This window comes from Microcystis sp. M20BS1, assembly GCF_020245305.1.
Taxonomy (GTDB): Bacteria; Cyanobacteriota; Cyanobacteriia; order Cyanobacteriales; family Microcystaceae; genus Microcystis; species Microcystis ichthyoblabe_A.
Genome location: NZ_JADBUZ010000197.1, coordinates 1 through 22444, shown reverse-complemented (window position 1 = coordinate 22444; position 22444 = coordinate 1). Strand labels below are relative to the sequence as shown.

The window sequence follows — 22444 nt, the reverse complement described above, 5'->3', positions numbered from 1 at the left end:
GGTTCTTCGGTTTGTCTTATGCAATGGACGGGGTTATAAGGAATGAAACCTTTATAGAGACAGACATTGCCGCAATTTTTGTCAATTGTTTGCGATCTGGAGCGAACTAATCAATTAAATCTCTTGCCAGATAAGGATTGAGTCGATTTATGCCCCCATATCGAACCATACCAAGTAACGAAGAGCCGAGATTATTGCCGATGATCTGCCCGGAGAAATTTTTCTTGACCTCCACCGAGAAAAGGTCTTCCCAGTGCCAACGGGTCGATCGCTCTGTGGCGGTAGATTTGACGGTACGAATACCGGTTAAAATCTCGATTAGGTAACTGCTTTCTTTAGCGAGTGCCTGAAAAATATCCCGGGATATTCGCTGGAGAAAAGGGGTAGAAATTAACGCAAGGAAAAAGAACGGTGGCACAATCGCTAAACTGATGAGGGCTAATTGCCAGCTATAGCGGAACATCACCGCCACATACACGAAAACCGTTAATAAGTCAAGTAAAATCGAGAGAGCTTCCCCAGAGAGAAAACGCTGGATCTTGCGATTTTCCCCGACGCGAGAAATGATATCGCCCACATAGCGGGACTCGAAATAACCGAGGGGAAGGCTGAGGGTATGGCGGATAAAACCGGTGATTAATGCCGTATCGATGCGATTAGCGGTGTGATCGAGGAGATAGGCGCGTAAACCGGTAATTGCTACCCGAAAAACCCCGAAAATTAGCGCACCGATCCCCATCGCCCAAAGGGTAGTTAAGGACCCCTGCACGATTACCCGATCGAGGATTAACTGGGTGAAAATCGGCGTAATTAAGCCGAATATCTGGATAAAAAGCGAGGCGACGAAAATTTCCAGCAGCACGAACCAATGGGGTTCCAGTAAGCGATAAAACTGCCAGAGAGAGGTTTTATCCTCTTTCGTGTCCCGGAATTTCTGGTTCGGTTGGAGCAGCAGGGTGAATCCCGTCCATTTACTGGCGAATTCGGCACGACTTAGGGTTAATTGCCCGATCGCTGGATCGCCAATAATCACCTGTTTGGGGGTAATTTTCCAGATAACAACGAAGTGTTTGCCTTCCCAGTGAGCGATCGCAGGTAGGGGCTGTTTCCCTAATCCCTCTAGAGTCGCTTTTACCGGACGGGTGGAGAGGCCGATATTTTCCGCCGCGGTGATCAGTCCCGACAGGGATGCCCCGTCGCGGTTGACGTTGGCCATTTCCCGCAAACGGTTGACGCTGATTCTTTTGCCCCAATAACGGGCGATCATGACTAAACCGGCCGCCCCGCAATCGGAGGCGGACTGTTGCTCGAAGAAGGGATAACGGCGGAGGGATTGCCCGATCCAGTGACCTAACCGCTGCGCCGGAGAGGGAAAATAGGCTCGATCGCTTTTTTTGTCCGTTTCTTCTGTCTTCGTCCCAAGAAGTTGCTCAATTTCCCGCGCCCGTTGCAGTAATGTTTTTTTCAGGGCGGGGTGTTTTTTCAGGATCGGCCTCAGGGCGGACTCGGGGATAAGAAGTAGTTCCGCCTTTGCGGAGACTCGAACCGAGTAGGGAAGAAAACCCGATCGGGGAAAGAGGGTGAATTCTCCAAAAAATTCGTCGGTTTTGAGCGCGATCATCTCTTTTTGCTGCGAGTTCGCTATGCGAACTTTGCCGCGAACGACTAGATATAATCCGGGCTGTAGGGACAAAGTACCCGCTTCCGGAGAGAGGGTGATCGCCGTTTTCTGGAGACTCCGCCACTGGGTTTCGGACAGGAATTCCGGCCAGGGATTGACGAGGCTGTGAGTATCGAGCATAGTTGTTTTAAGCTTTGGCTGAAGGAGAAAGATCGACGATGCGGATCGGCTGTAGCTGTTTGCGGAGGCGATTGACGTGGGTGGGGGTGAGCGCGACCCCGAATTCTTTCTCTAGATGCTGCGCTAACCAAACTCCCGACCATCGGTTAAAGGAATAGCCGAAATCCCGGGGGGATTTACTAATCAGTTCTCTCAGGCGATCGAGGTAAAATTGATCAACTTTGGAAGGGCGACCGCGGCGGTATTTCTGCCAGTGATCGATCTTGCCACTCTCGGCGATCAGTATCCATTTACTAGCGGTGGCGGCAGTACAATCGAGAAGCTTACGGATCTCGCCCGGGGATTTGCCCTCGTCAGCGAAAAGAATGATTTGAATCCGTTTGCGATCAACATCAGAGATATTTGGTTCTGTTAAGATTTCGAGAAGTTGCTGACGTTGGGATGGGGATAGATATTTACCAGTGCTTGATGACGTTGACATAGCCTTTGCAACTATAAGTAAAAGCAGACAGCAGCAGGTCGGAGCGTTGAGGCAAGAAAGATGTACTAAGTTGTACAATAGGCTGACTTCCCCGGGTGACGATCTCTTTCGCTGTCCTTAAATTATTATTTCGGCTGCGAAAGTGAAAATTATGCAGTCTATTAAATTCTTTTGCTCTCCCCCGATAAGCTGTTGACTATCTAAATTACTCGTTAAGACTGCAAGGGAGCGGGCAGCAGGGAGCAGGGATCGGCAGTTTGAGCATTTGTACTAAAATTTCCAATATGCAGTTTAAATTCAGTACAGCTGACAACCTTCCCAACAACCAACTAACGGCCAATTACTCAAAATCGTTATGACTATGATATAGTTGTTAAGGAATGTAAAAATAGTTGCATTTTCCCAGAAACTAGATTAAGGAGATTAAAAGTATGACCGCCGAAGGTTGCTTAAGAGTCGGACAAGCGGCGCCGGATTTCACCGCGACCGCCGTTTTCGATCAAGAGTTCAAAACCATCAAATTATCGGATTATCGGGGTAAATACGTCGTTTTATTCTTCTATCCCCTCGATTTTACCTTTGTTTGCCCCACGGAAATTACTGCTTTCAGCGATCGAGTTAGCGAATTTAGCAGTATCAACACCGAGATTTTAGGGGTGTCCGTCGATAGCGAATTTGCTCACCTCGCATGGATTCAAACCGAGAGAAAATCCGGCGGTGTCGGTGATGTGGCCTATCCTTTGGTGTCGGATCTGAAAAAAGAAATCAGCACCGCTTACAATGTTCTTGACCCAGATGCGGGGGTATCCCTGCGTGGTCTGTTTATCATCGATAAAGAAGGTGTTATCCAACACGCTACTATTAATAATCTTTCCTTTGGTCGCAGTGTCGATGAAACCCTCCGCACTCTGAAAGCGATTCAATACGTCCAATCCCACCCGGATGAAGTTTGTCCCGCCGGTTGGCAAGAAGGGGATGCTACCATGGTTCCCGACCCTGTGAAGTCGAAGGTTTACTTCGCAGCAGTTTAGTTAAAGGTGGTCAGAAGTCCCTCAGCTATAGATGGGGAGAGACTTTTAAGGGGGCGAATTATTTCGCCCCTCATTTTAATCGGAAAATTTTCCAGAAAATTGGCCCCATTAGCCATGACCTCATCTAGAATACTGGCCAGCAAGTCTAGAAAGAGTCACGGCGATCTATGACTACCAGTAATTATGATTCCGAGTTGACAGTTTTGGGATTACCCGCAGCCAAAGGTAGATGGTTATTAATACCTCTAGGAATGGGCGTTTTACTTTGTTTAGGGACGGTGTACTCTTGGAGTATCTTTAGAAAACCCCTAGAAACAGAATTAAATCTCAGCGCCACGGAAAGCTTACTACCCTACACTGTGGCCCTAGTGTTTTATGCCGCTTCTATGCCGATCGCTGGTTTTTTTATCCCCCGGGTAGGCACTCGCAGGATGACCGCTCTCGGCGGAATTATCGTCGGTTTAGGCTATATTCTCGCTAGTTTTGCCGCTCAGATCCAGACAATTATTCTGACCTACGGAGTCATTGCTGGCACGGGAGTCGGCATCGCTTACGGTGTTCCCATGGCAGTGGTGGCACGCTGGTTTCCCGACAAAAAAGGTTTAGCGGTGGGTTTAACCATCATCGGATTTGGCCTTTCTCCCCTGATTACCGCACCTTTAGCCAATCGATTAATCAATGAATATAGCGTTAGACCAAGTTTAAGATTTTTGGGGATTATCTTTACAATAATTATTGTGATAATTGCCCTCGCCATGAAATTACCCCCTCAAGACTGGCAACCCCCCGCAAATTTAGCTAATCGAAAATCCGACTTTCCGGCCAATTATCCAGTGAATATGCTGAAAAGTCGCTCATTTTATGGCTTATGGCTTTGCTATGCTATTGGTGCTTTAATTGGCTTGAGTGCCATCGGTATTTCTAGTCCCGTCGCTGAGGAAATTATCCAGATCGAGCCGGGGTTAGCCGCTAGTAGTGTTGCGCTATTTGCCTTGTTTAATGGTATTAGTCGTCCTTTGTTCGGTTGGTTGAGCGATCGCTGGAAACCCCATTATTTAGCGATCGGGGCCTATACACTCATTTTGATCGGTTGTCTGTTGATGGTCAAGTCCGAAAAAGGGGCAGTTACTAGCTATCTAGTGGCTTTTTGTCTATTTTGGTTCTGTTTAGGGGGATGGTTAGCCCTAGCTCCCGCTACCACTCTCCACTTCTTTAATCCTGACCACTACGCCCAAAATTACGGTATTGTTTTTACTGCCTACGGTGTTGGTGCTTTGATCGGAACTTTAGTAACTGGTAGAATTCGCGATTGGTTCGGTACTTACACTTATGCTTTTTATGCTATGGCTGTATTGGCAATACTGGGTATTTTTCTCGCTAGTGCCTTACTGAAAAGAGAGCGATCGCATTTATCAAATCCTAGCTAAGGGAGTTAATCTTACCCTAGAGTAGATACTGCTGCTATTTTATAGTTTAAAAGACTCGAAAGAAGTCACATTGAACGGTATAGGTCTTTTAATCACTCTTTTTCTGGGTGATTGTCGATCTTGAATCAAATCTCGGTTTTTCTCGAGGAAAGAAATTAACTGATCATCAGGGATTTCTTGGAATTCGCCAGTTTTCAATAAAACAGCAGCCATGGTAAATCGGACTCATGAATATTCGTCTCGATCGCTATCATAGCAGCCCTCTGCTAACAGAGAGTTCCCTAGAGTCAAAGAAATCACCACTTAGAGGTATATTCATTGCCTTTATTGTTGGGATTTTTTCGGCCACTGCTGACGGCGATAACTGCTATACTGCCCATGAACATTGACCAGATAGGGAACTAGATAAGTCAGTAATGCCGCCAGCCAGCGATCGCTTGTCATACGGCCGCTTATTATAGCATAACCGTGGTTAATTGTCAATAAAATTGTCCCCACTACTACAGCCACTCTTATCCCAGTGGGGGCAAATTGGGGGGACAATAAAGCCCGAAAATAGCCGATAATCCCTTTCATTGCCTATAAATCGCACTCTATCAGGCGAGTAAAACAAAAAGTCACCATTTTTAACCCGTAGGGAGACTTCCACCAGAGAGCGGGAAAACAGCCTTCAGGAGCCGCTAGACTAAAATCCCAGTGATCATAATCATCGATACGCCACTCATCTTTATCGCGCCATCCTACCAATTCCCCAAATTTTCTAATCGTTTCCGCGTCTTGGGTACGCAGGGTGTTAATACTACCGCCGGCGGCAAAATATAACTTCACCTGATTGCTAAAACCGAAATGATCGCCGCTATAATTTTTCCAAAGGCGATCGAGTACTCGAATCACATTAACGGGAAACCGCATCATATCCTCTGGGGTTAAAGTATCGCGGGTTCTGCCGGCAGTTTCGAGGATAACTCGGAGAGTTTCTGCGTCTGCCTCCCTAAAGTTCCCCTCAGCTAGTAATTGCTGTAATTTACCATAGCGCTCGATGTCTGGTACTAACATCTGCCGCGCTTCGATGAGGGCAACCCGTTCGGTTAAAGATTGCAATTGAGCTAAAATATCCTGAAGTTGGGCGTTAATATCTGACATAAATGTAAAGGGGGTTTGTTGACTGCAAAACTTACCGATTTATCGGCAGAATAATTATTGATTTACCGCTTCTAATCTTGACTTGACAAAGCGATTCATCCATGCTTCTAGATAGATGCGATTGGCTTTTTGTTCTTTTAAATCTGTGGTAGTTAAAGGGTAAGGTGCTAATCCTTGAATGGCTGCCGTTGTCACACAAAACATCGACTTTTGAAAAGTTTCGCAAATCTGGACTAATAAATCTTCTTCTTGACGAAAACTCTTTTTATAAATGTCGTGCAGATAATCTGGTAAAAAGTGACGCATATCCTGCATTAATAGTGTGGGAGGAATCCCTGCACCTCCGATGGGTAAAGGATCCGCATACAAAGCACCATAGGCAAACATTCCTTGATCGTAGGGAATTTGATAGGCTTGGGCATTATAGGAAATTGTACCGGGAAAAGGTGTTCCGCGAAAGAAAACCGCCTCAACGTAGGGGATTGCCGTATCTGCAAGAAAGGTTAATCCTGCCGATTTGGGGATAAGATCATAGGTTTGTCCTTTGATTTTTACCTGATAGACAATTGCTTGACTAGCATTATCAACTAAATTTTTCTTAATGTGTGCCACCACTTCGGGAATATTAGTAATTTTTCTGGCATCGTAGAGATCGGATAAACTTAAAAAGGTATCGGCCATAATTCGCCAAAATTGACCTAAACCGCTATAGTAGGCCATCATCCGCATTTGTTCTGGCAAAAATTCAGGAAAAGCTTTATTTAAAATTAGAACTAGGGGATTATTACTAAATTTGGCTTGAATAACCTTGGCTGTCACTTCTCGAAAAGCGGCACCATCTACATAACTATCTAAACCACCCCCACCATGCCAAAACATCGCTTTCATACAGTATTCAGCATACTCAAAATTAATGCGATTATGCCACCAGTGTTGTAGTAATTTCTGCCAAGATACTTGACCATTAAAATATTTAAAGAAAGGGAAAAAAACCAAAAACTGATTTTCCGCAATATAAATTAAATTTTTGGAATAAGCATCTAACACCACTCCGTAACTTTTCAGGATACCCACTACCTCGATCAAATTCTGGGGAGTATCTTTTAACAATGCTTCCCCAGCAGTGAGACGCTCAATATAGGATGCTAGGGGATGAGAGGAGGACTTGACAGGGATAGTAACCATGCTAGAAGCTTGATAAAATAACTTTCCTGATCTATTTTAACGCATAAAAGCACAACCAATTGGCGGCGGTGGCACGGCGAGTCATGCGGGGATTGAATTCGCCAATTTTATAACCGGTAAACCCCAATTTATCTTTTAATAATTGTTTATTTTCTGGCAAGATCGATCGAGTTAATTTTACTGTTGGGGGACGATTGGCAATAAAATCTGGGGGTTCGGGATATTCACGGCACCAATCTTCCTCTACTTGACTATTATCCCATTTTCCTTGACTTTCATCGTAGCGATAACCTAAAGTTTGCCAAACCAATTTATTAACGGTTTCGTCGTCAATTTCATCGTTAATAATCGCCCAAATTGTCTCTATATTTAATTCTGGTAGTTCCATAATCAAGTGAATGGGGTGTGGGGTGTGGGGTGTGGGGTGTGGGGTGTGGGGAGAATAAATAAAATAATCTCCTATTTCCTGACGACCGGCTACTGACGACTGGCTACTGCCTACGGTTAAAATAACTGGTGAATAACATCATTGATCATCGCGTAAGCGTAGCCTATTTTGCCTCCTTCTAACGCCAAAATTATTTTTATCTTAACTATCGGTGTGGTGTCGGTTTCTGCATCGGCAATTTTTATCCGGTTAGCGATCGAAGCGGTAGGTAATGCTACGATCGCATTTAGTTTATTTTTAGCGACTTCTCGTCTGATATTGGCTTCTGTTGTCCTAATTCCGAACTGGTTGACCTTATCACGCCAAAAAGTCCCTATTCAAGCCTATTGTTACGCAGTGGGGGCAGGATTTTGTTTAGCTCTCCATTTTGCTACTTGGATTACTTCTCTATCCTACACCTCGATCGCCGCTTCTACCACTTTAGTCACCACTAACCCCCTCTGGGTTTCCCTGTTGGGTTGGTGGTGGTTTCGAGAAAAACCGACAAAATTAACCTTTATCGGCATTTTTGTGGCTTTAACGGGGGGATTATTGATTGTTTTAGCCGATCGAGATGTGAGTAGTTCTTATCCTAACCCTTTATTGGGCAATAGCTTGGCTTTAATTGGGGCAATTCTCGTCAGTGGTTATATTCTCCTCGGACGGGAAGCACAAAGAAAGGGCTTAAATATTAAGAATTATATAACTGTAGCCTACACTACCGCAGGATTAGCCTTATTACCATTTCTTTTTTTATTCGGTCAAGGTTACGAAAGCTATCCCTTATCCGTGTATGTTTATGTGTTAATGATGGCGATTTTTCCGCAATTAATCGGTCATACTAGCTTTAACTGGGCTTTGCGATGGGTAGCGCCGACAATAGTAACCATGGTAATTTTATTAGAGCCAATCGCAGCTAGTCTGTTAGGAGTGTTCATTTTTGGGGAAATCCCCCCCCAAGAAGTTATTTATGGTGGATTAATTCTGTTAATGGGTGTAGGAATTGCTATTTTAGGCGGATAAGCTGTTAGTGGCTCTAATATTGCTGGTTAAGTTTAATCTTGATCGCCGATTGTAACCACAGACACAGACTAGATTAGTGTACAATGCTAACTGAATGAGAGTTTAAGTAGGTAGGTCTTAAAAACTTGCGGATGCCCCCCTTATCAAGGGGGGATTAAGGGGGGATCAGCACCCCCTTATCAAGGGGGGATTAAGGGGGGATCAGCACCCCCTTATCAAGGGGGGATTAAGGGGGGATCAGCACCCCCTTATCAAGGGGGGATTAAGGGGGGGTCGAACCCAGAATCTATCTTTAATTTAATTATAATCAGCTACTTAGACAATCTGACTCAATTGAAAAATAGGGTTTTTGGGGAATTAATTCCCTGACTAAAGTTAGAAATATCCGATCATTTGCGTAATCTGTAGTTAAGAGCGAAGAAAAGCCAGTAGTTTTCAGGAAAAACGGGGGGGGGTAAAAAGTGAAATTAAAAGGAAAGGGGATACAGTCAAAACTGTCATCATCCGAGTCGGGTTTCTCGATGTTAGAAGTGATGATTGCCATTTTTACTATTACCGCTTTCTTAACAGGAACCTTACAGTTAATGGCGTTCACTGCCTTATATAAAGTTCGGTCAGAAAGACAGGCTCAAGCTAACTTTTGGATTCAAGAAGATTTTGAGGATGTCAAATTTTTAGCTTCGACTTTAGATGTGAACTCCAGTCCTCCCAACCCCTACATCACCCCAGATGTATGTACAAATATCAGTCAGGGTTATGCCACAGCTTTAAGAAGAGAACTAACGGCTACTCTCCCCCCCACCAATCCACTGCAGGAACAATTAGTAGGGACAAGATCATTTGTCCGTAAAAACTATTCTCTCTATCGAACTTTTCCTGAGGATGAAGCAGCCCAGTCCGCCCATCCCCATCGCCTTCGTATAGAGTATAAGGTGAAGTTAGCTGATGGTGAAATAGCTAATGACTATCAAACTCAAGAAAAAGACGAAAGAAACGAAGAAGAAGGAAAATTTCTTGCTAAAAGTTCTGTCGAGGTGGTTCCCGATGCGTCGTTTGAATGTCCATAAAAATCAGGGTTTTACCCTGTTAGAAATTTTGGTAGCTTTGGCAATTGCGGGAATTCTTGCCGCCTTAACCGGACCTAATTTATCAGCTTGGTTAAATAGAAATGAAGTCCAAGAAGCCACCGATTCTATACAATCAGCCCTAAGGGATGCCCAAAGACAAGCCATCCGTCTAGGGAAAAGTTGCACGATTAATTTTACTAACCCGACTGGCACTGGCCCCACAGTTTACTCGCAAATAACTGCCACTGAAGCAGGTTGTTTAGTAGCGGCTAATGCTAATGCGGGTTCCCTAAATCTGCCAGAGGAAATATTTATGGTGGTGAGGAATTTTCCCACCCTAGGCGGCACTCCGGAGGTACAGTTTTCCTTTCGGGGTCATGTGCCGAGGTTAACCTTTGATCCGCCACAAAACCGAGCGATAATCGTATTATATCCCGCCGCCAATGCCACCGCCGATCCCTATCCCAACCAAGAAAAAAAATGTATAGTTATCGCTTCTCTGCTAGGAATAGTTAAACAAGGCACTTATACTGGAACTTCTCTAACTAACCTCGATGCTCGTCAATGTGAAATCCGTCTCGATGGAACTCAACCCTAATCAGTTATCAGTTATCAGGTGTGAGTTATCAGTTATCAGTTACCAAATGTGAGTTATCAGGTGTGAGTTTTTAGTTTACTGATTACTGTTCACTGATTACTGTTCACTGTTTACTGATTACTCATTACTTTTGATTGCTCAGAAATAGTCGTAATTTCAATAAACTGAGAGTTTGACCGAGATTGAGGGGAAGGAGAGAAATGCCTTCTAACCGCGATTGTAACCAACCATCGCCCCAATACCATTCGTGATAGCCATCGATACCTTGACTCAAAAGCAAGCGTAAACACTGGTCATTGGCCAATAAAACCTGATGTTGTACGGGGATTAAACCTAACCAAGAGGTAAAAGTCAAACCTTCCTCTAATTTATCGGGTAGATTGGGTGAGAGCATTTGCGGCCACAGCCATTGACGGAGATGAGCAGTTTTGAGCAAACTATCCCCGATAGCCTGTTCACTGGCCGAGATTTCGATACGCAGCTGACTTTGTTGAAAATTGCCGAACATATGATTGTCTGATAATTTTTGTTAAGTTAGTTAAAGAATAACTAAAAATCGGGACAGTGTTTTCCAAGGATAACAGTAAGTAGTATGGCAGATAAATTAATCCGCGCCACGGCCGCCGATGGGGGAATTAGAGTAGTAGGAGTGATTACCACCCGTTTAACCGAAGAAGCTCGCCAAAGACATCAATTATCTAACGTAGCCAGCGCTGCTCTCGGTCGCACGATGGCATCGGCTTTACTCTTGGCTTCCAGTTTAAAAAAACCCGGTTCTAGGATCAATATTCGCATTAAAGGCGATGGTCCCCTGGGCGGTGTTTTGGTTGATGCTGGACTCGATGGCACGGTGCGCGGTTATGTGGACTATCCCCAAGTGGAATTACTCCCCAATGCTAAGGGTAAATTAGATGTGGGTCGCGCGGTGGGTAACAAGGGTTATGTGCGAGTCTTACGCGAAGAAAAAGGCGAGGGGAGAAATGAACTTCAAGAAAGCATCGTCGAGATAGTTTCTGGGGAAGTGGGGGAAGATATCGCCTACTATCTAGACCAATCGGAACAAATTCCCTCCGCTTTGCAAGTGGGGGTTTTTGTCGGTACAACCACAGGAGTAACGGCAGCCGGGGGAATTTTATTACAAGTTCTCTCTAAAGAAGCGTCCCGGGATGAGGTCTTGGTGGCTCGTTTAGAGTCGAGATTGCGAAAATTAACGGGATTTACGCCCCTTTTACGCGCAGGAAAAGGACTAGAAGATATTTTTCAGGAACTTCTCGGAGATATGGGTCTAGAAATTTTTCCGGCTGTGCAGTTGCTGCGTTTTGATTGTGATTGTTCTTTTGAACGGGCCCTAGGAGCTTTAAAATTCCTCGGGGTCGATGAATTAAAAGACATCATCGAAAAAGATAAACAAGCGGAAGCCGTCTGTGAGTTTTGTCGGGAAGTGTATAATGCCAACGAGAGACAATTAATCGAATTAGTCGAGTCTCTACAGGCTGAATCTTGCTGAGAAGTTGGGCAATGAGCGCCATTAGGGTAAAATCTATCTAAAATATCTGCTGGGGAGTTGTGAATGTCTAAAGGAAAAGAATTAACCGAAAATCTAGTCAAACGAGAATCGATTGACCCCCTGACTCGTTGGCCAGAGAAAACTAAGTCTTTTCTTTTTCTCTTTTGGTCTCGATACCAGCATCGTTTCACTTGGAAAGTTTGGGCGGCTTTATTTGTGGTGGTCTTTGGCGGTGTTGGCTTTCTCGCCACTTGGCAGTTATTAAATATGCAGAAGTCGCCCAATTGCCCAAAAATCTTCTGGCCTATCGCTTCTGCCTCCCTGCGTCTCTACTGCGCTCAACTTTCCGCCGATAGTCGCACCGTGGCAGGTTTACTCGAAGCCATTGCCCTAGTGGAAGCTTTACCCGAAGACCATCCCTTGCGATCGCAAGTCAATCAACAGGTGGAAGAATGGGCGCGAGATATACTGAATTTGGCCGAAAAAGACTATCAAGCGGGAAATTTAAAGCAGGCAATCGCTAAAGCTCGTCAAATCCCCAATAATATGGCAGTAGCGGCAATTATTGAAGAAAGAATCGCTAAGTGGCAAGAAACTTGGACGGAAGGCAACGAGATATTAAGCAAACTAGAGGAAAATCTCCGCGCTTCCAACTGGAATCAATCTTTCCGTCTGGCAGTGGATTTATTGAACTTAAATAACGAATATTGGGCAACGGTTAAGTATAATGAAGCGATCGCTAAAATTACCGTCGCCCGGGAAGATAGCAGTAAATTAGATAATGCCTTTAATCTCTTTGCCCGGGGCGGTCTCAACAATTGGTTCAAAGTCATCGAAGAAGCTAGAAAAATTCCAGCCAGCAGTTATGCCTATCAGGAGGCACAAAAATTAATCGCGAAAACCGAGGATAAACTAAAAGAATACGCCGAAAGATTAATTGAGCGGAAGCAATGGCAAGCTCTCCGGGATTTGGCTAACCAAACCCCCAAAGACCTCAAAATTAAAGCAGATGTCACCGATTGGTCTCTCTTGTCGGAAGCGGCCTTAGATGCGGAAACCGGCACGGTGGACGGATTAGAAGCCGGCATACTGGGACTAGAACAAATTGACGCTTCTCGACCCCTCCATCAAACGTCCCTAGCTATGAAGGAGCGCTGGCAGTTACAGGTACAGGATCTAAAAATACTGTCCGAGGCTAGAGATTTAGCACAAGCAGGTACAATCGAGCAGTATAGCGCCGCTATCGCGAAAGCGGGAGAGGTCCCCCGTAATAATCCCCTCTGGTCGCAAGCACAGCAGGAAATTGGCTCTTGGAATCGTCAAATACAAGTGATTGAAGACCGGCCGATTTTAGAACGGGCGCGGGAAATCGCTATCCCCGGCGATATTAATTCCCTCAGTAGTGCTATTATTCAGGCCCGGGCTATTGGCAAGAATCGGGCCTTATACCGAGATGCTCAACGGGAAATTCGCGACTGGCAAGCGCGGATTGAACGCATGGAGGATCAACCCATTTTAGATCAGGCTCAAGCTTTGGCCAATCTCAAAGACTATAGCACAGCGATCGAAACTGCCAATCAAATTCCCCCCGGTCGCACTCTTTCCTCGGAAGCTTCCCAAAATATCCGTCGTTGGCGCCGAGAGTTGCGGGCCCGTCAAAATCTCCAACAGGCTAATCAATTAGCGGCGACGGGAAGCGCAGAGGGTTTAACCCGAGCGATTGCTTTAGTTACCAATATTTCCACTCAAACCGACGCAGGTGTGCAACGGACTGAATTGCTGGAACGTTGGAGTTATCAGCTTTTGTCTTTAGCCATGGACCAAGCTAATAATGGCCGTTATCTGGAAGCTATTCGCCTTGCTGAATCCGTATCCCGGGAAAGTACCGCCTACAGTTCGGCTCGCTCCCAAATGCAAGGCTGGCGCAATATTCTCCAACCGCCGGCCCCACCACCAATAGTTGAATCGACTCCCCTTTCTCCAGAGTCCCCGATAGAAACACCAAGTCCGGGTCAATAAATTGATACAGTCTTGGGGCAGTGAGTGTAGCGAACCACAGAGACACAAAGGACACAAAGATCGATCGCTACTATATAAGTTAAACTTATCACACAAAGAATAAGGGAGCCAAATACCTGTATTATCCTAAATCCGGTTATTAAAGACTGATTATCTATTCCTTCTCTTGTCCCCTGCCTATCCTGATGATATTTAGCCTATACTCAACGGATTTAGTATAGCCAACAAATAACCAAAGCCAATTTTTAAAAGATAATAGGTGTTATGAATTAAATTAATTAATCAAGCAAAAAACAGATATCCGTAATTTCTATAAACCTCCTGCATAATTAATTTTTGATGGTTCAAAAACGGCAATAATAAGGATTAAATAACACAAAATCTTTAAATAGACCATTTAATTGATTATTATTCATTCTTAATTCTCCCGACTACTGGCTACTGACTCCTAACCCTAAAAACGATTTTTGATTTCTGTAAGAGGTCTTATGAAAGCAAGTGAGGTACTGGATTTATATGCCAAAGGGAAACGCAATTTTAAAGGAGTAAAATTAAAAGGACAGTGTTTTCGCGGACAGAATTTATCGGGGGCTAATTTTAGTCAAGCAGATCTGCGTGGTACTAATTTTCAAGGTGCTATTTTAGAGGGAACTAAATTTACCGAGGCCAGGGCAGGATTACTAAAGCGCGGTCGGCTACAATTAATCTTAATTTCTTGGTTAATAGCGGCTTTCTGCGGCTTTGTGTGGGGATTAGCTGGTTATTATCTAGCTTTAATGCTGGTGACGGATGTAAGCCAATTTAAAATCATTGGTGCGGTGATAATCACGATTTTATCCCTAATTTATGTAAGATTTTATCGTCAGCGAGTTGGGGGATTACCCTTAGTTTTATCCTTGATTTCTGGTCAATCAACAAGTTTTATCCTAGCAATTTTCATCAGCTTAATTTTAACTTTATTGACAGTAATTATCTTGGCTTTTCAGGGAGCATTAGCTGGAATAGCCGTGATGAATGGAACTTTTTCTATAGCTTTGATTGTTGGGGTTTGTGGTACTTTATTCACCGCTTATCTGGCCTGGTTGTCCCTAGAAGAATCGAGACAAACAATCACGAAATCGATAGCAATTGCTTTTTTAGCCAGTAAAGGTACAAATTTTTGCGGCGCAAATCTTAAAGAAGCGGATTTCACGGGAGCGCAGTTAAAAGCCACTGATTTAAGAGCAAAAGATTTAACTAGAACTCGATTTTATCTGGTATCGGGCATCGATCGAGCGCGTTGGGAAAAGACAATTTTAGCCGAAGTGGCGATGAGAAATCTTCTCGTTACTGGTCAAGGGGAAAATAAAGCTTATATTGGCTATAATTTTCGTGGACTGAATCTTTACGGGTTTAACTTCAAAAATGCCAATCTGACTAGGGCAAATTTGAGCGAGGCAAATTTAGCCTACGCTAATCTAGAAGGGGCAAATTTAGCCCATAGTAACGTGATGAGAGCCAATTTACAGGCAGCCACCCTGACAGGCGCTTGTATCGAAGCTTGGAAAATCGCCGAAAATACCAATTTAGAAGGGGTTGATTGTGATTATATCTATTTAGTCGAGTCCGACCAAGAGCGCCGTCCCAAGCAGGGAGAATTTGGGGAAAGGGAATTCCAGCAATTGGCCCTGGAGCAGCGAAAATTGTATATTGACGAATGAATGCTATACAAAGCTAAAATTGCCGCGCCGAGGCGGACAATTAGAGGGATAATAAGACCAGCCTTAACACCTATCCCCCGACTGGTAACTGATCACTGATAAGCGATGGTGAATATTTCTAATCAAGTTACACCCAATTGGGGACTAGCGCCCCTGGCAAAAGTCCCCGATGTCCAAATCCTAGCGGCGATCGATATTGGTACGAATTCGGTTCACATGGTAGTGGTGAAAATTGAACCGTCTTTACCCGCTTTTACGATTATTGCCAGAGAAAAGGATACAGTCCGTCTGGGCGATCGAGATAGGAAAACTGGTAAATTAACCCTAGCGGCCATGGAAAGAGCGATCGCGGCTTTAAAACGCTGTCACGATCTGGCTATTAGTCTCCATGCGGATCAGATTATCGCCGTGGCCACCAGCGCCACCCGGGAAGCAGCCAACGGTGACGAATTTTTGGCTTTAATCGAGAAAGAAGTCGGTATTTCTGTAAATCTCATCTCTGGACAGGAGGAAGCGCGCCGGATTTATCTCGGTGTCGTCTCGGGAATGGATTTCCAAAATCAAGCCCATATTATTATCGATATTGGTGGCGGTTCCACGGAATTAATCTTAGCCGATAGCCAAGAAATTCGCTTTCTTAGTAGTACCAAAATCGGGGCGGTGCGTTTGACCCAAGATTTGATCACCACCGATCCCATTAGTACCACAGAATTAGCCTATTTAAGGGCATACACCAGGGGAATGTTGGAGCGGGCAGTAGAGGAAATTAAACATCATTTACAGGTGGGAGAAGTGCCGCGTTTAGTGGGAACTTCTGGGACGATCGAAACTTTGATGACTATCCATGCTTTGGAGAAATTGGGGTTAATTCCCAATCCTTTAAATGGCTATCAATTAACCCGCAAAGATGTCAGAGAATTGGTTAAACGTTTCGCCAGTTTGGACTATCACCAAAGACTGGCAATTCTGGGAATGTCCGATAAACGGGCCGAGATAATTCTAGCAGGTTCGATCGTGCTTTTGGAAGCGATGACCATGTTAGATGTTGATAAGTTAGTTCTCTGTGAAAGGGCCCTGCGAGAAGGGGTAATCGTCGATTGGATGCTGACCCACGGTTTAATTGATAATCGGTTACTTTATCAGAGTGAAATCCGTCAGCGCAGTGTCTTGAAAATAGCGAAAAAGTATCAAGTTAATTTAGAATCTGCTGAGAGAATAGCGACATTTTCCCTGTCTTTGTTCGAGCAAACCCAAGCACAATTACATTCTTGGAATCAGGAGGCTAAAGATCTATTATGGGCGGCGGCAATTTTACATAATAGTGGTTTATATGTTAGTCATGCTGCCCATCATAAACATTCCTATTATTTAATTCGCAATGGTGAACTGTTGGGCTATACAGAAATAGAGTTAGAAGTTATCGCTAATATCGCTCGTTATCACCGTAAAAGTAAGCCGAAGAAAAGACACGATGATTTTATGAAATTAACGGAATACTATCAGTATATGGTCAGACATCTAAGTGCTATACTGCGGTTGGCCGTGGCTTTAGATCGACGACAAATAGGAGCGATTAAAAAGATTGAATGTAAGTACGATCCCGAATATAGAACCCTACATCTGCATCTTTTTCCTAATAATGCTGAAGATGATTGTGCTTTAGAATTGTGGAGTTTAGACTATAAAAAACCCGTTTTTGAGGAAGAATTTGGGGTGAAAGTAGTGGCAACTTTGGCATTTTTACCCTGAAATCATGAGCGATGAGTAGCTTGAAATCGGCAAGATTGGAATTTTCGAGACTTGTTACCCGTTATTCTAGGTCAAGATTATCGACCGTGGCAAATTGATAATTTTTGTTGATAGTCAAGCAGGAAAACAGTTAAAAACTGCGAAGTTACTGTTATAATCCAGAGGGAATAGGAACGCAGAAAGAAAAGGAGCCGAAAAACTTGTTGCAATTAGCCAAAATCAGCCGCTCGATCGCTCTTGGTTGCTTAGGAACAATACTGACTAGCTTCCCTGTCCTCTCGGCCGAGAGAATCACTTTTATCTTAGCGCCCTTTAGTCGTACCCTAGAAATTAGTTCCCTAGAAAAGTTTGCCAAAACTGGCAGAATTGACGCTAATCTAAGACAATATTTAGGTAATACGACTGCGGAACAACAAAAAGAATTTCGCCAAGCTTTAACCACAAGTAAAGAAATTAATCCCGTCCTGATCTCGCGCTTTTTTAACACCAGAATGGGGGAAGATATTCTCAACCTTTTAGGGGAACTGATCACCATTCAAGGGGGTATTAATGGTAAATTTGCCCTGCGTTCTGCCCTAGTTAAATCAGCTTTTGAACCGGAAGGGGTAACTATTCTTAGCCTGCTGCGTAATCTGCCCACTAATATGCAGATTGATGTGACAAAAGTGCAAAGATTAGCCCGGGCGATCGATGTCGTCCTGAAAGCCACCACGGTATTTACGGAAAAGGTGGCGCAATTATCCTTAGAAGAAGCTAAAAAGGCCGGTGAAATTAATTTTACCGCCATGACCGACCCCCGACAACCCGGACCGCAACAAGTGGAACAGATGCGGCTGGATTTAACCGATAGCCGTCGTCAGAGGAAACTTTATCTGATTATTGTCAAACCCAAGGGGCAATTAACGCAGAAAACCCCCGTTATCGTCTTTTCCCACGGTTTAGCTTCCCGTCCCGAAGATTTTGTCCGACACGCAGAACACTTTGCTAGTTACGGTTATCTCGTCGCTATGCCCCAACACCCCGGCAGCGATACCCTACAGGTGCAGAATCTACTCGCCGGTTTATCGCGGACGGTTTTTTATTCCAACGAATTTGTCGATCGTCCATTGGACATATCTTTTGTGATCGATGAATTGCAAAGACGCAACGCGGGGGAATTTCAGGGGCAATTAGATTTAGATAATGTGGGAGTTGGTGGACATTCCTTCGGCGGTTATACAGCCTTAGCTGTGGGTGGAGCGACAATCGATTTCGAGAATCTACAACGGGACTGTCAAAGAAGATTGGCTTTTCTCAATGTCTCCCTCTTGCTGCAGTGTCGTGCTTTGGATTTACCCCGGGAAGAATACAACTTTCGCGATCCGAGAATCAAAGCGATTTTTGCGGTTAATCCGTTTAATTGGAGTATTTTTGGGGCTAAAGGACTGGCTAAAATCGAAATTCCCACTTTTGTGGCGGCAGGAACCTACGATCCGGCTACCCCCGCTATTTTTGAACAGGTGCGCTCTTTTCCCCTGCTCAAAACCGAAAATAAATATTTAGCTCTGATTGAAGGTCAAGCTCACGTTGACTTTTCGGTACTAGATGCGGGAATTAACGAAGCGATCGAATCCATAGCCGATCTTACCCTGCCAGCACCATATCTGATCGATAGTTACGCCCATTCCCTATCTTTGGCCTTTTTTGAGGTCTATATTCGCAAAAACCCCAGCTATAAACCTTTTTTACAGGCGGCCTATTCCCAATATCTCAGTCAAGGCCAGGAGTTTAGATGTTTTCTGATTACCCGCGCTTCCTCGGCTGCTTTAGAACAACTGATCAAAGATTTTGTTGCTCAAAATGTCCGTTAATCAGTGATCAGTTATCAGTTAACTGATCACTGAAAAAAATTACCACCTCCTACTCCCAATTCATAATTCATAATTTATGTTTGTTGAGGGCGTTTAAGTAGTAATTGGATAGCCAAAAGAATTAAACCAATGGTGACAAAAACAAAAATAAAGGTTCCCAGAGAAGCTAAACCAAAAACTAAAGTGCGGACAGCACTGCCAATTCTCAAGGCGATCGGACTGTGAGCGACCATTGGTTTTGAGTAAAAAGAATGACCGATCGCTGCCGTGAGATAATAGAGAATTGTCCCCAATGCTGCCGAAATTGCCGCGCCAACTAAACAGCGAGTAGGAGTAACTTTTTTGGTTTCTAATTCTGTGGTCATTACTTTTTATTCCTCAAATACTGCCCGGGTTAAATTTTAATTAGGGTTTGCTGAAAAAGTTTTTCGTGGGGGTAGGGTGTGGGGTGTGGGGTGTGGGGTTTTACGGATTTTGAGGGGGTCAGTTACCTAATTTTCAGGGAAAAAGTCCTGGAATTTTACCCCCGATCACTCCAATAGCTGGCACTTTTTGAGGGGAAAAAAGTCTAAAAGTCTTATCCAACAAGGGTTTTAGATTTATTCAGCAACCCCTAATTAAACCTCTTGCATAATTAATTTTTGAGGGTTCAAAAACGTCAAAAATAAGGATTAAATGGCATCAAATCTGTAAATAGATCATTTAATTGATTATTATTCATTCTCAATTTTCCTAACTACTGACTCATAACCCTAACAACAATTTTTGATTTTTACAAGAGGTCTTATGAAGGTAGATCAGACAGTGATGCAATTCAGACTTGAATCAGCCTATTATGAAAACTTTTCTGACTTTTCTTCAGCTATTTATGGATGCCTGAATGATGCCGATCTGAAACATAAAAAACAACTGGATTCCTTGCTTACTCTAGGATTTCAGAAGTTTAATAAATCTCAGATTATGAACGTCCAAATTATATAAACCCCCAGTAGATGGGAGTGCCAGAGCTGCGGAGCAGTAACCAGTAAACAGTAAATAATGAAATATGATTTGCTGATGACTGATCACTGATCACTGAATTTATCTTTTAGCGGCAACAATGGCAAAAACGGTGGTATGGGGATCATCTTTTAAAGTCACCCCTTCCGGCATTTTTAAATCACCCACGAGCAGGAATTGCCCCACACCGATGCCCGAAACATCAAATTCGATCACTTCCGGGATATTATCAGCAATACAGGAGACATTAACTTCGTTAACGAACTGTTCGATTAAACCGCCCTGTTTGGTTCCGATCGCTTCTCCTATGGCTTTAATCGGAACGACGATATCGAGCTTACCGTGGGCAGATACCGAGAAGAAACTGAGGTGATAGAGATTTCTTTTCCAGGGATGAGATTGTACCTCTTGGATCAAAGCTTTTCCCGTCCAAGGCATTTCCGGAACATTGACATCCACCAGGGTATTATTCACCGAGGCCTTTTTAAGCAGGGTTAAGGCCGCTTTTTCTCCCACCACGAGGGAAACCGATTCCGTGCCGTTATGGCCATAGAGAACCGCCGGGATCAAACCCTGACGACGTAGAGCCCTGGGGTTAATATTTTCGGGTCTTTTTTGACATTCAACGCTAACTTGCATAGTTGACTAATCCTCTTTAGCAATGATTTAAAATTCGTAATTATCCCAAGGCGAGCCATTTTCGTCCAAAAGAGCGCGTTTGGGTCCGTGAATGGGATCTTCAACGATAATAGTTTGGTCGCGACTAGCTCCTAGGGAGATAATAGCGATCGGTACTTCCATGATCGCCCCTAGGAATTTTAGATAATCGAGGGCCTGTTTGGGCAAGTCTTCCAGACTCCGACAAGCGCTGGTGGGTTGTTGCCACCCCGGCATCGTTCGGTAAATCGGTTGACAACGGGCGAATTCCACCGCACTACTGGGTAAATGGCGACAGGTTTTGCCGTCCAATTGGTAGGCGACACAGACTTTGATTTCCTCTAGGGTATCGAGAACATCTAATTTAGTGATCGCTAGACAGTCTAAACCATTGATTCGCACTGCGTAACGACCGATAACCGCGTCAAACCAACCGCAGCGACGACGGCGGCCGGTGGTGGTCCCGAATTCCGCCCCACGATCGCATAATAACTGCTCGACATCCCCCTCTAATTCCGTCGGAAATGGACCTTCACCTACCCTAGTGGTGTAAGCTTTGGCCACACCGATCACTCGATCGATTACCGTCGGACCGATGCCAGAACCCACACAAGCACCCCCGGCGATCGGATTGGAGGAGGTAACGTAGGGATAGGTTCCGTGATCGAGGTCGAGTAGGGTGCCTTGGGCCCCTTCAAAAAGAATATTCTTACGCTTGCGGATTGCTTCGTAGATTTTTAAGGAACTATCGACCACATGGGGACGCAGTTTCTCGGCATATTCTAGATATTCCTCGATCACCGTCTTCGGATCTAAAGGCGGTAAGTTATATAACTTTTCTAAAATGACGTTTTTATAATTGATCGTCCATTCTAGTTTTTGCTGCAGATTCTCGGTATTGATCAAGTCGATGACTCGAATACCGATGCGCTCGGATTTGTCGGCATAGGTGGGGCCGATACCCCTTCCCGTGGTGCCGATTTTATATTTCCCCCGTTTTTCCTCGGATGCTTGATCGAGCAGCCGGTGATAGGGCATAGTGACATGAGCCGTTTGCGAGATATAGAGATTGTCGGTAGTAACATTGAGGGCGTGTAATTGCGCCATCTCTTTGAGTAACACCGAGGGATCTATGACTGTTCCAGAGCCGATTATACATTCCGTATCCGGGTAGAGAATCCCAGAGGGAATTAGATGGAGTTTGAACGTTTGTTCATCGACGACGACGGTATGACCCGCATTTACGCCACCTTGAGAACGCACCACCACATCCGCCGATCGACTCAGCAGATCCGTGATTTTTCCTTTTCCTTCGTCGCCCCACTGAGCGCCGATTACAATAACGTTAGCCAAGGTATTTTAGTCTAGCTAAAGTTCACACAAACTACCATTATCCACACTGGATAGATATTTTGTCAAGAGCATTATTGATTTAGTTATGGCTTTATTTCGTCGTCCTTCACCACGTTTATTCACCCTATTTACCTTTTTCTTGTTGCTCTGCCCTGGGGCAGCGTTCTTTTTCCAAGGGAAACCATGCCGCGAGACTTTAGTCCCTCTGCCTCAAGATCCATAGAAAACGGGTTTCTCAAAGAAACCCGTTTTCTGGAATAAGATGCGATCGCAAATTTAATCTCTCTCAATAGAACTCTTGCAAATTAATTATATGTTATAATGATGGGTTAACTAATTTTCCCCAAAAAATTAGTTAATCAGTACATTCGTCCTGAATGAAAACTTGAAGTTTAACTTTTAACTCAAAACTCTTTAGAGCTGCTTT

Annotated in this window: 20 protein-coding genes and 1 pseudogene; 11 read left to right on the top strand and 10 right to left on the bottom strand. The window is 44.3% G+C overall.

Annotation, left to right across the window (positions count from 1 at the left end; translation table 11 throughout):
- Positions 1-106: 106 nt before the first annotated feature.
- Positions 107-1801, bottom strand: a complete 1695-nt coding sequence (locus IM507_RS19310) for a peptidase domain-containing ABC transporter (protein ID WP_287637554.1) — start codon at positions 1799-1801, stop codon at positions 107-109.
- Between the two features lie 7 nt (positions 1802-1808).
- Positions 1809-2282, bottom strand: coding sequence for a helix-turn-helix domain-containing protein (locus IM507_RS19305; RefSeq protein WP_287637553.1), 474 nt, complete (start codon positions 2280-2282; stop codon positions 1809-1811).
- Positions 2283-2713: 431 nt separating this feature from the next.
- Here IM507_RS19305 and IM507_RS19300 point away from each other — a divergent pair, with 431 nt between their 5' ends.
- Together IM507_RS19300 and IM507_RS19295 are read left to right on the top strand one after the other, a co-directional pair.
- Positions 2714-3313, top strand: coding sequence for a peroxiredoxin (locus IM507_RS19300; protein WP_002752469.1), 600 nt, complete (start codon positions 2714-2716; stop codon positions 3311-3313).
- 167 nt (positions 3314-3480) lie between these two features.
- Positions 3481-4740, top strand: coding sequence for an L-lactate MFS transporter (locus tag IM507_RS19295; RefSeq protein ID WP_287637552.1), 1260 nt, complete (start codon positions 3481-3483; stop codon positions 4738-4740).
- A gap of 324 nt (positions 4741-5064) precedes the next feature.
- Here the strand turns inward: IM507_RS19295 and nrtS are convergent, their stop codons facing one another.
- The 4 genes from nrtS to IM507_RS19275 are packed head-to-tail and all read right to left on the bottom strand — an operon-like array spanning position 5065 to position 7456.
- A complete protein-coding gene (gene nrtS, locus IM507_RS19290) occupies positions 5065-5316 on the bottom strand; it encodes a nitrate/nitrite transporter NrtS (protein WP_002736260.1) in 252 nt (83 codons plus the stop codon).
- Positions 5317-5319: 3 nt separating this feature from the next.
- A complete protein-coding gene (locus IM507_RS19285) occupies positions 5320-5883 on the bottom strand; it encodes a GUN4 domain-containing protein (RefSeq protein WP_002736466.1) in 564 nt (187 codons plus the stop codon).
- Positions 5884-5937: 54 nt separating this feature from the next.
- The gene (locus IM507_RS19280; RefSeq protein WP_287637551.1) at positions 5938-7068 is read right to left on the bottom strand and encodes a CO2 hydration protein; all 1131 of its coding nucleotides are present in this window, start codon (positions 7066-7068) and stop codon (positions 5938-5940) included.
- Positions 7069-7099: 31 nt separating this feature from the next.
- Positions 7100-7456 (bottom strand): DUF1823 family protein, encoded by a 357-nt coding sequence (locus IM507_RS19275; protein WP_002736700.1) that lies wholly within the window; start codon positions 7454-7456, stop codon positions 7100-7102.
- A 168-nt stretch (positions 7457-7624) separates the two neighbouring features.
- Here IM507_RS19275 and IM507_RS19270 point away from each other — a divergent pair, with 168 nt between their 5' ends.
- The 3 genes from IM507_RS19270 (at position 7625) to IM507_RS19260 (ending at position 10183) form a co-directional block, all read left to right on the top strand.
- Positions 7625-8518, top strand: a complete 894-nt coding sequence (locus tag IM507_RS19270; RefSeq protein ID WP_287637549.1) for a DMT family transporter — start codon at positions 7625-7627, stop codon at positions 8516-8518.
- Between the two features lie 521 nt (positions 8519-9039).
- Positions 9040-9585, top strand: coding sequence for a type IV pilus modification PilV family protein (locus tag IM507_RS19265; protein ID WP_042790672.1), 546 nt, complete (start codon positions 9040-9042; stop codon positions 9583-9585).
- Entirely contained in the window at positions 9563-10183 is a 621-nt protein-coding gene (locus IM507_RS19260) for a pilus assembly FimT family protein (RefSeq protein ID WP_287637547.1), read from the top strand. The genes IM507_RS19265 and IM507_RS19260 overlap by 23 nt, the downstream gene beginning before the upstream one ends.
- Positions 10184-10307: 124 nt before the next feature.
- Here IM507_RS19260 and IM507_RS19255 read toward each other — a convergent pair whose 3' ends face one another.
- Positions 10308-10691 carry a hypothetical protein gene (locus tag IM507_RS19255; RefSeq protein ID WP_002737184.1) on the bottom strand — a complete coding sequence of 128 codons (384 nt, stop codon included), beginning with the start codon at positions 10689-10691 and terminating at the stop codon, positions 10308-10310.
- A gap of 84 nt (positions 10692-10775) precedes the next feature.
- Between IM507_RS19255 and hslO the strand changes: the two genes are divergently transcribed.
- The 5 genes from hslO (at position 10776) to IM507_RS19230 (ending at position 19008) form a co-directional block, all read left to right on the top strand.
- A complete protein-coding gene (hslO, locus tag IM507_RS19250; protein WP_069475506.1) occupies positions 10776-11690 on the top strand; it encodes an Hsp33 family molecular chaperone HslO in 915 nt (304 codons plus the stop codon).
- 63 nt (positions 11691-11753) lie between these two features.
- Positions 11754-13709, top strand: coding sequence for a chromosome segregation ATPase (locus IM507_RS19245; protein WP_287637545.1), 1956 nt, complete (start codon positions 11754-11756; stop codon positions 13707-13709).
- A gap of 488 nt (positions 13710-14197) precedes the next feature.
- On the top strand, positions 14198-15409 hold the full coding sequence (locus tag IM507_RS19240; protein WP_123229847.1) for a pentapeptide repeat-containing protein: 1212 nt from the start codon (positions 14198-14200) through the stop codon (positions 15407-15409).
- A gap of 105 nt (positions 15410-15514) precedes the next feature.
- A complete protein-coding gene (locus IM507_RS19235) occupies positions 15515-17158 on the top strand; it encodes a Ppx/GppA phosphatase family protein (protein WP_002738182.1) in 1644 nt (547 codons plus the stop codon).
- 200 nt (positions 17159-17358) lie between these two features.
- A complete protein-coding gene (locus IM507_RS19230) occupies positions 17359-19008 on the top strand; it encodes an alpha/beta hydrolase (RefSeq protein ID WP_042790675.1) in 1650 nt (549 codons plus the stop codon).
- A gap of 74 nt (positions 19009-19082) precedes the next feature.
- On the opposite strand, the gene IM507_RS19225 is transcribed toward IM507_RS19230, so the two are convergent.
- Positions 19083-19373 carry a DUF3082 domain-containing protein gene (locus tag IM507_RS19225; protein ID WP_002737160.1) on the bottom strand — a complete coding sequence of 97 codons (291 nt, stop codon included), beginning with the start codon at positions 19371-19373 and terminating at the stop codon, positions 19083-19085.
- Positions 19374-19827: 454 nt separating this feature from the next.
- Between IM507_RS19225 and IM507_RS19220 the strand changes: the two are divergent.
- A pseudogene (locus tag IM507_RS19220) lies at positions 19828-19989 on the top strand (IS630 family transposase); the annotation flags it as partial.
- A 99-nt stretch (positions 19990-20088) separates the two neighbouring features.
- On the opposite strand, the gene IM507_RS19215 reads toward IM507_RS19220, so the two are convergent.
- A complete protein-coding gene (locus IM507_RS19215; RefSeq protein ID WP_002736662.1) occupies positions 20089-20646 on the bottom strand; it encodes a 50S ribosomal protein L25/general stress protein Ctc in 558 nt (185 codons plus the stop codon).
- A 27-nt stretch (positions 20647-20673) separates the two neighbouring features.
- Positions 20674-22017, bottom strand: coding sequence for an adenylosuccinate synthase (locus IM507_RS19210; protein ID WP_002776296.1), 1344 nt, complete (start codon positions 22015-22017; stop codon positions 20674-20676).
- Positions 22018-22444 lie beyond the last annotated feature (427 nt).

Coding starts and splice junctions, on each gene's coding strand:
- nrtS (WP_002736260.1), bottom strand. CDS start 5,316: ATGAAAGGGATTATCGGCTATTTTCGGGCTTTATTGTCCCCCCAATTT.
- IM507_RS19275 (WP_002736700.1), bottom strand. CDS start 7,456: ATGGAACTACCAGAATTAAATATAGAGACAATTTGGGCGATTATTAAC.
- IM507_RS19300 (WP_002752469.1), top strand. CDS start 2,714: ATGACCGCCGAAGGTTGCTTAAGAGTCGGACAAGCGGCGCCGGATTTC.
- IM507_RS19215 (WP_002736662.1), bottom strand. CDS start 20,646: ATGCAAGTTAGCGTTGAATGTCAAAAAAGACCCGAAAATATTAACCCC.
- IM507_RS19240 (WP_123229847.1), top strand. CDS start 14,198: ATGAAAGCAAGTGAGGTACTGGATTTATATGCCAAAGGGAAACGCAAT.
- IM507_RS19225 (WP_002737160.1), bottom strand. CDS start 19,373: ATGACCACAGAATTAGAAACCAAAAAAGTTACTCCTACTCGCTGTTTA.
- IM507_RS19245 (WP_287637545.1), top strand. CDS start 11,754: ATGTCTAAAGGAAAAGAATTAACCGAAAATCTAGTCAAACGAGAATCG.
- IM507_RS19265 (WP_042790672.1), top strand. CDS start 9,040: ATGTTAGAAGTGATGATTGCCATTTTTACTATTACCGCTTTCTTAACA.
- IM507_RS19260 (WP_287637547.1), top strand. CDS start 9,563: ATGCGTCGTTTGAATGTCCATAAAAATCAGGGTTTTACCCTGTTAGAA.
- IM507_RS19295 (WP_287637552.1), top strand. CDS start 3,481: ATGACTACCAGTAATTATGATTCCGAGTTGACAGTTTTGGGATTACCC.
- IM507_RS19305 (WP_287637553.1), bottom strand. CDS start 2,282: ATGTCAACGTCATCAAGCACTGGTAAATATCTATCCCCATCCCAACGT.
- IM507_RS19235 (WP_002738182.1), top strand. CDS start 15,515: ATGGTGAATATTTCTAATCAAGTTACACCCAATTGGGGACTAGCGCCC.
- IM507_RS19280 (WP_287637551.1), bottom strand. CDS start 7,068: ATGGTTACTATCCCTGTCAAGTCCTCCTCTCATCCCCTAGCATCCTAT.
- IM507_RS19285 (WP_002736466.1), bottom strand. CDS start 5,883: ATGTCAGATATTAACGCCCAACTTCAGGATATTTTAGCTCAATTGCAA.
- hslO (WP_069475506.1), top strand. CDS start 10,776: ATGGCAGATAAATTAATCCGCGCCACGGCCGCCGATGGGGGAATTAGA.
- IM507_RS19255 (WP_002737184.1), bottom strand. CDS start 10,691: ATGTTCGGCAATTTTCAACAAAGTCAGCTGCGTATCGAAATCTCGGCC.
- IM507_RS19310 (WP_287637554.1), bottom strand. CDS start 1,801: ATGCTCGATACTCACAGCCTCGTCAATCCCTGGCCGGAATTCCTGTCC.